This is a genomic window from Actinotignum sp. UMB0459, from assembly GCF_051905915.1.
Taxonomy (GTDB): domain Bacteria; phylum Actinomycetota; class Actinomycetes; order Actinomycetales; family Actinomycetaceae; genus Actinotignum; species Actinotignum sanguinis.
This window is the reverse complement of record NZ_JBQAIK010000014.1, coordinates 174,617-186,790: the sequence shown is the minus strand read 5'-3', so window position 1 is coordinate 186,790 and position 12,174 is coordinate 174,617. Positions and strand designations below refer to the sequence as shown.

Genomic DNA, 12,174 nt, shown 5'->3' with positions numbered 1-12,174 from the left:
TGTGACATAAGTCCCCAGGTGGTGCACCTTCGCGGCCAATAGGGAGAAAGCCAGGTGGCGCCGTCGTCGTTAGGTCTGAGTTGGTTCAAGTTAGTCAGGTTTTCGAAACTGGCGGATGAGAACAGCGAGATTGCCCGGGATAGGTAGTGGCAGCGGTATCGAAGTTATCCACAGAATCCGCAAACGTCATCCTTGTCCACAAGGCGTTACCTAGGTCTTTTTTACGCTTCCACGCCATGCGAGAATGGCGGAGAAGGACGGAGGTGACCACTATGACAGTCATTATCGGGCGAACCTACACCTCGCTGGAAGAAATTCTGGCGCGGAAAGAGGAGATTCTGCGCGAAGTCAGGATGACCCGGGAAGAATTCGACCTACGCGCTGATAACTACCTGCTCGGCGAAAAAGAAGCGAAGCTCTATTTCGAATTGGACGGATTAGATTACTTCGAGAAGTTGGCTCGCTATGGTCGAGAACCGTGATCATCCAGGTGGAAGCCTAGAGTTCCAGGCCGAAAGATTTGCTGACCACCTCGGAAAGATAAGCAGTTTTCTAGATGAAAATTCTTCAGTAAGTATCGAGTCGGTGGTGCTGAGTGAAGCACCTGGAAAGCGAATCAGTGGCCGCATAGCTTTTCCACACAACCTGCTTGTGCTATTTGACTATCGAGTTTTTCTCGATCCGGAGAGTGGTTTTCTCACGGTCGATCAATCAACATTTTCAGTGATCCGCGGACACGAAGGAAAAGAGCCTCTAGTACGCTGGGATTACATTCGCTCACCACGCTCAACTATTCCCTGCGCGCATATCCAGATACATTCGCACGGCGATGAATGGATGCACGCTTTGCTCCTGAGCGGTCATCATTCCCGCCGGGCACGCCGGCGCATCAAGAACGCGGCCCGCACTCCTCGTATTGCCAATGTTCATTTCCCGGTGGGTGGGCGCAGGTTCCGGCCCTGCCTTGCACTCGAAGCTCTCGAAACGTGAACCACCCATCCCATTCTTCTCCGTGCTACGCAATCGGCGCGGAATCGAGGATGCGATTAACCGCGGTGCGCATGGCTGCCGCGATCTCCGCTTCACGCTCCGCGCTCCAGCGCGCGCTGGGGATAGAACAGGAAATGGCGTCGCGCACCGGGCTTTCGTAGGGGAGAGAAAATGCCACGCAATGCAGGCCGAGGGTATTTTCCTCATTATCGATAGCGTAACCGCGCGCGGCGGTCTCCGTGAGGGCCTTGCGCAGCTGCGCTTCTGAGGTGATAGTTCGCTCCGTCAAGGCCACCAGTTCCTCCGGGATATCTGCGGGGCGGTGAGCCAGCACGGCCTTGCCCAGCCCGGTGGCCGCCGCGGGCAGGCGGCGCCCCACGCGCGAATAAGTGCGAGTGGAACGGTCGGATTGCTGGGTGAGGAGATACACGATTTCCGCGTTATCGAAACGGCCCATATGGAAGGTTTCCCCGTGCTCTTTTGCCAGATCCACAAGGATCGGGCGCACGATTCGCACGTACGGATCGGCATCGATATAGGCGGTGCCTACGGTCAGGGCGCGAATGCCCAGCATGTAGCGATCCGTGGAGGTGGCCTGCACCCATTCGGCGTCGATGAGGGTGCGCAGCAGCGCGTAGGTGGAGGAACGTGGCGCATCTAACTCCGCGCAAATCTCTGCCAAGCGCGGGGGGTCGGCAATGCGCCTGCCGAGGAATTCGAGCAGGTCAACGGTGCGCGAGGCAGATTTGACGGGGCGAACACCGCCGCCGGTTGTGCTTGTAGCTCTCAAACGGATCCAACACCTTCGTAAGCCGTGGTACCACGGCGCCTGGCGGAAAGCCGCGCGCTGTGGGGTACCTCAGGGGTGCCACGGTACCACGATAATTTCTTTCATTTCTCTAGGTTCCATAGTAAAGGACACCGCAACAAGTTCCCCGGAACTGCGCCGCGGAACACCTGTGTTGCCCTACATAGCTCAGACGTTAGTCCCACCCTGTAGTTTCAAAACCGCGTTTTAATACTAGTGTCTACATACGTAGCTGACTGTCCACAAAGTTTCGGTTTCGCTGGCGAAGTCGAAACTGAAGCCGCAACCAAGGAGAACTATGGAGTTCCATGCAGAAGGCGTGATTCCCGCTCTCGTCACACCTCTAGATCGCGAAGGAAACTTGCTGGAGCAGGGTCTGCGCGACGTCATCGACTACACGATCACCAACGGCGTGCACGGTATTTTCGTGCTCGGCAGCTCCGGTGAAATCTACGGTCTTGATAATGACCAGAAGCGCCGCGTTGTTGAAATCGCCGTGGAACAGGCCAATGGCCGGGTACCGGTCTACGCCGGCGCCTCGGAAATTACCACGCGCGATTGCATTAAAACCGCCCATATGGTCCAGGAAGTTGGTGGAGTTTCCGCCCTTTCGGTCCTCACCCCCTACTTCATGACCCCCACCCAGTCTGAACTGGTCGAACACTACAAGAACATCGCGGCAGAAACCGATCTGCCCATCCTGGTGTACTCCAACCCGGGCCGCACCAAGGTTCCGGTAGCGCTCAGCACCATGCGCGAACTCGTGAACGTCCCCAATATCATCGGCATCAAGGATTCCGCCGGCGATATGACGCTCACCGGGGATTACATCCGCGAGCTCCCCGATGACTTCGACGTCATTATGGGCCGCGATACCCTCATCTACCCGGCCCTGTGCCTGGGGGCCGCCGGCGCCATCGCCTCCACCGCGAATATTGCGCCCAAGCTCGTCTCCAGCATTTACAACGAATACCGCGCCGGCAACCGCGAACGCGCCCTCGAATTGCAAAATGCGCTCTCGCCGCTGCGCAACCTCGTAGACGTGGCCACCTTCCCGGTGGTTCTCAAGGAAGGCCTGCGTATGGCGGGTGTGGAAGCGGGTTACTGCTTCGCACCGGCCCGTGAACTTGCCCCCGAATTCCGCCCGGCGCTCGAAAAGGCCGTCGAAGCGGTCACCAATATCTAGCCGTATCCGGCTATCTCAGTGATGAGATTGGAAACTAAGGAAAAACCATGCCACTAGTAATCCTCGCACTTGGCATTGCGCTGCTCCTGTTCCTCATGATCGTGCTGAAGATGAATGGCTTTATTGCCCTCGTCATCGTCTCGGTCGTGGTGGGCATGGCGCAGGGTATGCCTCTCCTGGCCACCGTTGACGACAAGGGTGAGAAAGTCAAGGGACTCCTTGACGTCATCCAATCGGGTGTGGGCGGGCAGACCGGTAAACTCGTGCTGCTCCTCGGCTTCGGCGCCATGCTCGGCGTTTTCATGGCGGATATGGGCGCGGCGAACCGCCTCGCCACCACCATGATTAACAAGTTCGGGATCAAGCACTCCCAGCTCGCGATTGTGATCGTGTCCTTCCTCGTCGGCGTCGTTCTCTTCTACGAGACCGCCTTCGTCATCATCATCCCCATCGTCTTCGCCGTGTGCCGGGCCTACAAGATCCCGGTTATGTGGCTGGCGATGCCCATGGCAATCGCGCTGTCCACGATGCACTCCTTCCTCCCGCCCCACCCGGGCCCCTCGGCCGTGGCGAATATGTACGACGCCTCCATCGGCCTGACCATGCTGTACGGCCTCCTCTTCGCCATTCCGCTGGGTGCCGTGGTCGCGATCATGTGGCCGCGCCTGCCCTTCGTCAAGTCTGTGACCGCCCGCCCGCCGGCCGGCCTGGTCAATGAAAAGGAATGGACCGACGAAGAAATGCCGGGCTTCTGGGCCTCGCTGTGCATCACCGCCCTCCCGGTTATCCTCATCGGCGGGCACGCCATCCTCGAGGTGACCCTGGGGCACGAGCACGCGGTCACCAAGGTAATGGCCTTCATCGGGCACGATTGGTTCGCCCTCATGCTCTCCCTCCTCGTGGCCGTGGCCTACTTCGGCCTGGTCCGCAAGGTGCCCATGGATAAGATCATGGCTTCCTGCGCGGCTTCGGTGAAGTCCATCGCGATGATTGTCTTCATCATCGGTGGTGGCGGCGCCTTCGCGGCCGTGCTCAAGAACGGTGGCATTTCCGATTACATTCTCTCCATTACCGAGAACCTCAGCCTCTCCCCGATTATCATCGCCTGGCTTATCGCCGCGCTCATGCGCGTGGCCCTCGGTTCGGCCTCGGTGGCCGTGGTGGCCGCGGCCGGTATCGCGGTGCCGATGATCGCCGGTGGCGGGGTGAGCCCCGAAATCATGACCCTGGCAACCGCGTGCGGTTCCATTATGGCCTCGCACGTGAACGACCCCGGGTTCTGGATGTTCAAGGAATTCCTCGGGCTCTCGGTGGCGGAAACCATTAAGGTCCGCACCACCTACACCTCGCTGCTCTCCGTGCTCGGCCTGGGTGCCTGCCTGCTGCTGAGCCTGGTGGTTCCGGCCTAATACTTCTCCGGGAAGGGGTACGACGGCGCAGCTGCGGCGTCGCCCCAACCCCGCGAGGAAACGGTGCGCAAAGAAACGGAGCGCCCCACCCCACGTGAAACGCTCCGCCCGTTGGAAACACCAACCTGACGATCATACAAAAAGGAAGGAAAAACTCCATGAAGATCGGATTTATCGGTCTTGGCATTATGGGCAAGCCCATGGCGAAGAACCTCCTCAAGGCCGGGCACGAACTCTACGTGAACGACCACAATGCCGAAGCCGTTGCCGACGTGGTGGAAGCCGGAGCGACCGCCGTTGCGAACGGTAAGGAAGCGGCGGAGAAGGCCGACCTGGTCATCACCATGCTTCCGAATTCCCCCCACGTCAAGGCGGTGGCCCTGGGCGAAGGTGGCATTATCGAAGGCGCTCGCGAAGGGCTCATCTACGTTGATATGTCCTCCATCGCGCCCCTCGCCTCGCGCGAGGTGGCCGCGGGCCTGGAAAAGGCCGGCGTGCGGATGCTGGACGCACCGGTTTCCGGCGGTGAGCCGAAGGCCATTGACGGCACCATGTCCGTGATGGTCGGCGGCGAAGAAGAGCTCTTCAACGAGGTCAAGGACGTGCTCGGCGTGATGGCTGGGGACGTTACCTACGTGGGTCCCATCGGCGCCGGCAATATTGCCAAGCTGGCCAACCAGGCCATCGTGGCGATCAATATTGCCGCCTGCGCCGAAGCGTTCACCATGGCCCAGAAGGCCGGGGTGGATCCGGAAGCCGTGTACCGCGCTATCCGCGGCGGACTGGCCGGTTCCACGGTGATGGACGCCAAGGTTCCCATGATGCTGGCCCGCAATTTCAAGCCGGGCTTCCGCATCAACCTGCATATCAAGGACCTCAACAACGTTATGGACACCGGCCACGGGGTCAATTCCGCGCTTCCGCTCACCGCCCAGGTGCGCGAGATGATGTCGGTGCTCGAAGGTGATGACCATGCCGGTGAGGACCACTCCTCCCTCGTGCGCTTCTACGAGAAGCTCGCGAATATCGAGCTGCACCCGGGCCTGCCCGAGTAAAGCACCCGCTGGCCGTAACTGACCAGCTGGCCGCGGCCGTGTGACTCCGAGCCGCGCCTGGCTGGAACCGAGCGCGGCCGGACCGGCCGGAAAGGAAGTTCTCCTGACCGGCCGGCCGGCGGCCAGCTAGCGGCGTCGTCGTAAAACCGCGCGTAGCGCAGCCGCACCCCACCAGAACACCGCACCTACACATAACCGCACATACTCTGCTACTCCGACCAACCGCGCTGCGCGGCACACAGCATCCGCGCAGCGCCCAAAGAAGAAAGACAACGATGTCAGTTCCCACAATTAAGAAGATTGATGTTTACCCGGTTGCCGGCCATGATTGCATGGAACTCAACCTCTCCGGCGCGCACGGCCCCTACTTCACCCGCAACGTGGTGGTCATGGAAGATTCCAGCGGAAACGTTGGTATCGGTGAAGTTCCCGGTGGTGAGAAGATCACTCGCACCATCGAGGACGCCAAGGATATCGTGCTGGGGCGCTCCCTGGCCGATTACAACAATTTCCTGCGTGAGGTGGGCGAACGCTTCGCGGACCGCGATGCCGGCGGGCGTGGCCTCCAGACCTTCGACCTGCGCACCACCGTCCACGCCGTGACCGCGCTGGAAGCGGCCACCCTGGACCTCTTCGGCCAGTTCCTCAACGTGCCGGTGGCCGCGCTCCTGGGCGAAGGCCAGCAGCGCGATCAGGTGCGCGCGCTCGGCTACCTCTTCTACGTGGGCGATCCGGATAAGACGGACCTGCCCTACCTGCGCGAAAAGGATTCGGATGTGGAATGGTACCGCATCCGCCACGAAGAAGCCCTCACCCCCGAAGCGATCGTGAAATTCGCGGAAGCCACCCACGATCTCTACGGATTCCAGGACTTCAAGCTCAAGGGCGGCGTGCTCGAAGGCGCCGAAGAAATGAAGGCGATTGTGGCCCTCAAGGAACGCTTCCCCGAGGCCCGCATCACCCTCGACCCCAACGGCGCGTGGTCCCTCAAGGAAGCCATCGAGCTGTGCAAGGACAAGGTCGGCATCCTCACCTACGCCGAGGATCCCTGCGGTGCGGAAAACGGCTTCTCCGGCCGTGAAATCCTCAACGAGTTCCGCAAGGCCACCGGCCTGCCCACCGCCACCAATATGGTCAATACCGATTGGCGCCAGATGACCCACTCGCTGACCTTGCAATCCGTGGACATCCCGCTGGCCGACCCGCACTTCTGGACGATGCGCGGCTCGGTGCGCGTGGCCCAGCTCTGCCACGATATGGGCATGACCTGGGGCTGCCACTCCAATAACCACTTCGATATCTCCCTGGCCCAGATCGCCCACTGCGGCGCGGCGGCCCCGGGCGAATACAACGCCCTGGACACCCACTGGATCTGGCAGGAAGGCGTGGAGCGCCTCACCAAGGAACCGCTCAAGATCGTGGACGGCAAGCTCACGATTCCGCAGCGCCCGGGCCTGGGCATCGAGCCGGATATGGACCAGATCCTCGCGGCGCACGAACTCTACAAGGAGAAGGTGGAAGGCGGCGGCGCGCGCAACGACGCCATCGGCATGCAGTACCTCATCCCCGGCTGGAAGTTCGATAATAAGAAGCCAGCACTGGTCCGCTAACTAAAAGGCGGGTAGCTTGCGGCAACACTAGTTTGCGTTGACGCTAGCGTGCCGCACGCTACCGGCTTTAAGCTGCCAGTGTTCCTATCGCGCGGGGCGCGCGGGCGCGAGTTTTCTCCATTTCCTCGCGTTCGTGTGCCCCGCGTATTTTTTCGATAGCTTTTCTATAGCGTTTCGATAGCTTTAACATCCGCGTGACTCAGCACGGCGAAAATTGTAGACACCGACGTGAAAGGCTCTGCCATGAAAATTGTGTGCTGCCCCGATAGCTTCAAAGAATCCATGACGGCGGCCCGCGCGGCCGCGGCGCTCGCGGCCGGGGCGCGGCGGGCTATACCCGATGCGCAATGCGTGGAAATTCCTATGGCGGACGGCGGGGAAGGTTTCGCCCGCGCCATTGCCGATGCACTGGGCGCCCGGATCATCACGCTGCCGGTGGCCGGGGTGCGCGGGGCTACGGTGCCGGCTGAGCTGGCGATCGCGGGGGAGCACGCCATTTTTGAGAGCGCGGCCGCGGTGGGGTTGGACCAGTTGCGCCCCGAAGAACGCGATATTCGCCGCTCGGATAGTACCGGGGTGGGGCAGCTTATTGCGCGGGCGCTCGATGAGGGCGCCACCGAGATTCTGGTGGGCCTGGGTGGTTCCGCCACGAACGACGGCGGGGCCGGGATGCTCGCGGCACTCGGCGCACGTTTTTACGACGACGCCGCCACCGAGCTGGGCACCACCCCGGCGGAGATGGCGCGCTTGGCGCGGGCGGACTTCAGCGGCCTGGATCCGCGCCTGGCCGGCGTGACCATCCGGGTGGCCTGCGATGTGGATAATCCGCTGCTCGGGGAGCGCGGGGCTTCCGCGATTTACGGGCCGCAGAAGGGTGCTTCGCCCGCGGACGTGGAATTCCTGGACGGGGTGCTGCGTAATTTCGCGACCGTTGCCGGGAAGATGGACGTGCAGGAGACGCCGGGCGCGGGGGCGGCCGGCGGGCTCGGTTTCGCATTTTTGCTGTTGGGGGCCAGCCTGGAATCCGGGGTGGATCTGGTCATGGAAACCGTGGGGCTAGCAGAGGCGATGGCCGGCGCGGACCTGGTTCTGACCGGGGAGGGCGCCATGGATCGCCAAACCCTCATGGGCAAAACGCTTTCCGGGGTGGCGCGGGTTGCCGCGGCGGCCGGTGCGGGTGCCGGGCGCGGTGCGGGTGCCGGTGATACGCCCAGCGGCGGTAAATCTGCCGGCGTGCCGATTATTGCTTTCGCGGGGAAACTCGGTGAAGGCGTGGAGGACCTGTACGAACACGGCTTCGTTGGCTTGGTGCCGATTGTGGACCGGCCCTGCACGCTTGACGAGGCGCTTGCGGAGGGCGCGGCGAACCTGGAAAACGCCGCCGAACGCGCCTTGCGCCTCTACGCGGCCGGCCGGCGTGCCTAATTTCTCGGTGGCGGCAGCTAGATTAACCATCCATGACCCCTGGGGTAAACAAGTGTTGCCGAGGGGTGCGATCACATAAGTCGAACCTCAGGAGTCACACCAGCACCGGCGGAGGTACTAGGTGTTTTCAGAGCTGTACTTCGTATGTACGACATTCGCAGTACACCCCGGACAACACATACCGGGTCCGGCAGCCTGCACCCCGGCCCCAGCCGAGTGGGGCATCTCGAAGGGCGCGTCTGAAAGGGCCGGCCCGGTTATGGCGCAACGAAGTGGTACGTCACGACAGGAAATCATCTAGTTAATGTAGTTCTGGTACCACTTTGTGTGCGTCGATTTTGGGCGGTTGTCTGAAAGAACGACTACGGGGGGTGGTACATCGCGTGCGATGTACCACCCCCCGTGGCTTAGGCGCAGGGCTCGCCTAGCGGTCGGTGCGCAGCCGGCGCCAGGCCAGGATTCCGAGGCCGGCGAGCAACGCTGAGCCCGCGAGGGCTGCTCCGGTGCGGGCATCGCTGCCGGTGCGCACAATCCGCGGCGGATTCGCCGGCGGTGTGCTCGGCGGAGTAGCCGGAGGCGTGCTGGCCGGCGGAGTTACCGTAGGTGTACTCGGCGGAACCGTGGGCGGCGTCGGTGGCTCACTCGGAGTGGGAGGCACCGACGGTGTCGTTGGCGGTACCGACGGCGTTGTAGGTGGCGTCGTCGGCGGAGCCGGGGGAGTTGTCGGCGGTACCGGCGGCTCGGTTGTGGGCGGTACCGGCGGAGTGGTGGGAGGAGTCGGTGGCTCCGTCGTCGGCGGCGTAGTCGGCGGCGTAGTCGGCGGAACCGTGGGCGGCGTAGTAGGCGGAGGCGGCGGGGTCAGGGTATTGACCACTGTCACCGCACGGTGAATAACGCCGTCCTCGCCCGGGGCTTCGGGGCTGCCGGGAGTCTCAGGAGCGCTAGGGGCCGCCGGAACCGGCACGATCTCGCCAGCTCCCTTCTCACGCAGCCCGTACACATAGGCCACGCCCTCCGCAGTGGCGCGGGGCAGCCCGGTGAGTGTGCGAACCCAGTTATCCGCCTTCGTCACGGTGAAGCTCTGCACCACCTCGGGATGGGAGAAAGCCGCATCGGTATCGCGCAGCAGCTCGAATTCCACCTGCTCGGGCAGCGCAGCACCCGGCACCGGATCGCTCGAATCGCGGTAGGCCCACTGTTTCGTGACCGCGATATCCACCGGCGTAGGCACCTCATTGGCGACCTTCCCGACGAACCACACCTCGGGCGGAGCCATGCCTTCCGCCAGTTCCGGGCGCTTAGGCAGTTTTTCACCGCGCTGCACCAGCAGCTGCGACGGCTCCAACACCTTGGTTTTCAGCACCTCGCCAGCAGCGTCCAGCTCCTGCACCGCGTAGACGTACAACTCTCCAGCATCAGTGCGGATCGGTAGATTTGTGAAGCTCTTCGTCCACTCCTCACCGGCCGTCACGCTAAACTTCTGTACCACCTGCGGCTTCGGGAGCTCAGCGGAGGTATCGGAGACCAGCCGCATCGGCACACTCGAGGAGGCAATATCCGAAGGACGTGCCGGCACAGGATTGGGCTTATCGCCAGCTGGCGGCGTCGTCGTCGTTTCATAGAACCACTGTTTCGTGACCGTTGCCTGCGCGTAACCCCACGTGCCGAAAATAACCGAGCCATTCGTGCCGATACCCGCCCCGCGCGGCGCGGTGTTGCCCGTAATGACCAGGCGCGCGGCATCGCGAGCCGCACCCTGAGCCGGATCGGAAACCACGGCGGCAAATCCCTCGTTCGAAATCTCGCGCCCCTTGATGAGTTCGGGGCGCGGGCGTTCCTTCTCGGGCAGGCTTAGCTGCGCCGGGTCGAAGCGGGCACCTTCGTTATCCTGGTAGTAATCCACCAGGCCGCCGCCCAGAATCGCATCCGAGGTCCACACCGGCGCGGAGCTGACCGAACCGAGGTTATCGTGCGCGAGGTCCGCGCCGTAGCGAGTCGCGGCGTTCCCGAAAATCGCCGCGCCGTTATCCACGTGGACCTCTACGCTGCCGGTGGGGCAGGTCCAGATCCCGCCGCCAATCCCGGAAGCGGAATTCGCCGTGACCAGAGTGTTGCCGGCGTGCAGGGTGTAGGTGGCGGTGGAAACATAGACCCCGCCGCCCTGCTGACCAGCCTCATTGCCACTGATGGTGCCCCCGTTGAGCTGGACCTTATTGGAGACCACGTTCACGCCGGCCCCGGTGCGCCGGCTGGAGTTATTCGAAATCGTGCCGCCGTTCATGGTGAAGGCGCCGGGGGACAGCTCCGACCACTGCGCGGTGGTCGGAGCCCCAGTTCTTACCATCGCCGGGAACCTCTTGCCAGGTGCCGTCCGCACCCCACACGTACAGGTCCAAGGTTCCCACGCCGCCACCGTTGGGTGCCGAATTGGAATCGATGGTGCCGCCGTTCATGGTGACCTCGGAGTTACCGAAAGAAAGAATCCCACCACCGGAGAAAGAAGCGCGGTTCTTGGAGATGGTGCCACCATTGATCGTGATGAAGCTGCGGGTGCGAGCAGAGTTTTCGGGGGTGGCATCCGATGTGGACCACAGCCAGGTGAATGCGATCATCCCGCCCGCGAAACCGGAATTTTCCGTGATGGTTCCGCCGTTGATGGTGACGTTCCCGCCTTTGTACACGCCGATCCCGCCAACTTCGCCGTAACCGTAAGAGTCAACAACACGAGCTTTGCCCTTGCTAACCTCCCCGCCGTTCATCACGAAGGTGGCGCCCTCGGTTACCGCGATATTCGCGGCGCCGTACTGGACTGCACCAGGATTATTGAGCTGACGATGATTATCGGTGACGTTCCCGCCGTTGAGGGTAAAACTGGCATCTTTCCCGCTGATGGTGATCGCGCCCTGGTAGGTCTGCTTCGCTTCGCGCACCCCGGAAAATTCCCCGCCGTTAATGGTGAGGCTGCCGCGCACATCCAGGAGAGTGCCGCCGCCCGGGACCCATTCCCCGCGGCTGCGCATGCGGAAAGTGCCGCCGTCGTAATTATCGAAAGTGAGGGCGGCGCCTGCCGGCACCTGCACCATCACGCCGCTGAAGCCATCTTCGCGCACCAGTCCGGAATCAGTGGCACCCCACGGGGCGCGCCCGCCGTTGACGAGCTCAATATCCGCACCGGCGGGAATCTTCAGGGTACTCGTGAGGAGAGTGTCGGTGGCGCCCAGAATAATACGGGTGGGCGTGGTTCCGGCCTCGCGAATGCGCTGGGTGAGGAGATCCTCGGGGCACGTGAGGTCGTTGGGATCTTGTGAACATTGCACGACGGCGCGCGGCGACGCCGCCGCATCGGCCGCGGGGCTACCGCCGGCAGGGTTGGTATCGGCAGCGCGGGCCGGTCCCGGAGTGGCCCACACCAGCGTGCCGAGAATAAGGAAGAGGACCGCCAGGAATATGAGGAGCGCGCGGGAGCGCGGCTGGCGGGTGGAGGGCTGCGGCATAATCACTCCTTGGGATTGGCAGCTGCGGTGCTGCGGTAATTTTCCGGGTTCCCTAGTTAGTACCAATAATAATATTATTGTTCATTTTAGTATGACATCGCATTAAAATGTGGCGGCTGGGACATTGTGGTGGATATGTGCGCGATGCCACGAATTTGTTGCTAAAGCTTCACCAAAAATTAGGAAAGTATCACTAC

At 62.2% G+C, this 12,174-nt stretch carries 10 protein-coding genes; 7 read left to right on the top strand and 3 right to left on the bottom strand.

The window, feature by feature from the left end; all coding sequences use genetic code 11:
• Positions 1-272 precede the first annotated feature (272 nt).
• Complete coding sequence (locus tag ACTFPK_RS05180; RefSeq protein ID WP_274732653.1) at positions 273-482, top strand: hypothetical protein; 210 nt, start codon at positions 273-275, stop codon at positions 480-482.
• Complete coding sequence (locus ACTFPK_RS05175) at positions 466-990, top strand: hypothetical protein (RefSeq protein ID WP_274736460.1); 525 nt, start codon at positions 466-468, stop codon at positions 988-990. Before ACTFPK_RS05180 ends, ACTFPK_RS05175 begins: the two co-directional genes overlap by 17 nt.
• Before the next feature lie 25 nt (positions 991-1,015).
• Here ACTFPK_RS05175 and ACTFPK_RS05170 read toward each other — a convergent pair whose 3' ends face one another.
• Positions 1,016-1,780: an IclR family transcriptional regulator gene (locus ACTFPK_RS05170; protein ID WP_126135611.1), complete on the bottom strand. Its 765-nt coding sequence runs from the start codon at positions 1,778-1,780 to the stop codon at positions 1,016-1,018.
• 316 nt (positions 1,781-2,096) lie between these two features.
• On the opposite strand from ACTFPK_RS05170, the gene dapA reads away from it, so the two are divergent.
• The 5 genes from dapA to ACTFPK_RS05145 all read left to right on the top strand — a co-directional run bounded on the left by dapA (position 2,097) and on the right by ACTFPK_RS05145 (position 8,483).
• A complete protein-coding gene (gene dapA / locus ACTFPK_RS05165) occupies positions 2,097-2,984 on the top strand; it encodes a 4-hydroxy-tetrahydrodipicolinate synthase (RefSeq protein WP_126135610.1) in 888 nt (295 codons plus the stop codon).
• Positions 2,985-3,031: 47 nt separating this feature from the next.
• Positions 3,032-4,393 carry a gluconate:H+ symporter gene (locus tag ACTFPK_RS05160; RefSeq protein WP_274735834.1) on the top strand — a complete coding sequence of 454 codons (1,362 nt, stop codon included), beginning with the start codon at positions 3,032-3,034 and terminating at the stop codon, positions 4,391-4,393.
• A 158-nt stretch (positions 4,394-4,551) separates the two neighbouring features.
• Positions 4,552-5,448, top strand: coding sequence for a 2-hydroxy-3-oxopropionate reductase (gene garR, locus ACTFPK_RS05155; RefSeq protein ID WP_126135608.1), 897 nt, complete (start codon positions 4,552-4,554; stop codon positions 5,446-5,448).
• 275 nt (positions 5,449-5,723) lie between these two features.
• Complete coding sequence (locus ACTFPK_RS05150) at positions 5,724-7,058, top strand: enolase C-terminal domain-like protein (protein ID WP_026429168.1); 1,335 nt, start codon at positions 5,724-5,726, stop codon at positions 7,056-7,058.
• Between the two features lie 243 nt (positions 7,059-7,301).
• Positions 7,302-8,483: a glycerate kinase gene (locus tag ACTFPK_RS05145; protein WP_016442124.1), complete on the top strand. Its 1,182-nt coding sequence runs from the start codon at positions 7,302-7,304 to the stop codon at positions 8,481-8,483.
• Positions 8,484-8,907: 424 nt separating this feature from the next.
• Here ACTFPK_RS05145 and ACTFPK_RS05140 read toward each other — a convergent pair whose 3' ends face one another.
• Both ACTFPK_RS05140 and ACTFPK_RS05135 read right to left on the bottom strand, forming a co-directional pair.
• Positions 8,908-10,827: a Cna B-type domain-containing protein gene (locus ACTFPK_RS05140; RefSeq protein WP_439911259.1), complete on the bottom strand. Its 1,920-nt coding sequence runs from the start codon at positions 10,825-10,827 to the stop codon at positions 8,908-8,910.
• Complete coding sequence (locus ACTFPK_RS05135) at positions 10,739-11,977, bottom strand: hypothetical protein (protein WP_439911258.1); 1,239 nt, start codon at positions 11,975-11,977, stop codon at positions 10,739-10,741. Before ACTFPK_RS05135 ends, ACTFPK_RS05140 begins: the two co-directional genes overlap by 89 nt.
• Positions 11,978-12,174: the final 197 nt, after the last annotated feature.

Bases quoted from the DNA above. Each gene is read 5' to 3' on its own strand.
- ACTFPK_RS05175 (WP_274736460.1), top strand. From the start codon at position 466: ATGGTCGAGAACCGTGATCATCCAGGTGGAAGCCTAGAGTTCCAGGCC.
- ACTFPK_RS05135 (WP_439911258.1), bottom strand. From the start codon at position 11,977: ATGCCGCAGCCCTCCACCCGCCAGCCGCGCTCCCGCGCGCTCCTCATA.
- ACTFPK_RS05160 (WP_274735834.1), top strand. From the start codon at position 3,032: ATGCCACTAGTAATCCTCGCACTTGGCATTGCGCTGCTCCTGTTCCTC.
- ACTFPK_RS05145 (WP_016442124.1), top strand. From the start codon at position 7,302: ATGAAAATTGTGTGCTGCCCCGATAGCTTCAAAGAATCCATGACGGCG.
- ACTFPK_RS05140 (WP_439911259.1), bottom strand. From the start codon at position 10,827: ATGGTAAGAACTGGGGCTCCGACCACCGCGCAGTGGTCGGAGCTGTCC.
- dapA (WP_126135610.1), top strand. From the start codon at position 2,097: ATGGAGTTCCATGCAGAAGGCGTGATTCCCGCTCTCGTCACACCTCTA.
- ACTFPK_RS05180 (WP_274732653.1), top strand. From the start codon at position 273: ATGACAGTCATTATCGGGCGAACCTACACCTCGCTGGAAGAAATTCTG.
- garR (WP_126135608.1), top strand. From the start codon at position 4,552: ATGAAGATCGGATTTATCGGTCTTGGCATTATGGGCAAGCCCATGGCG.
- ACTFPK_RS05150 (WP_026429168.1), top strand. From the start codon at position 5,724: ATGTCAGTTCCCACAATTAAGAAGATTGATGTTTACCCGGTTGCCGGC.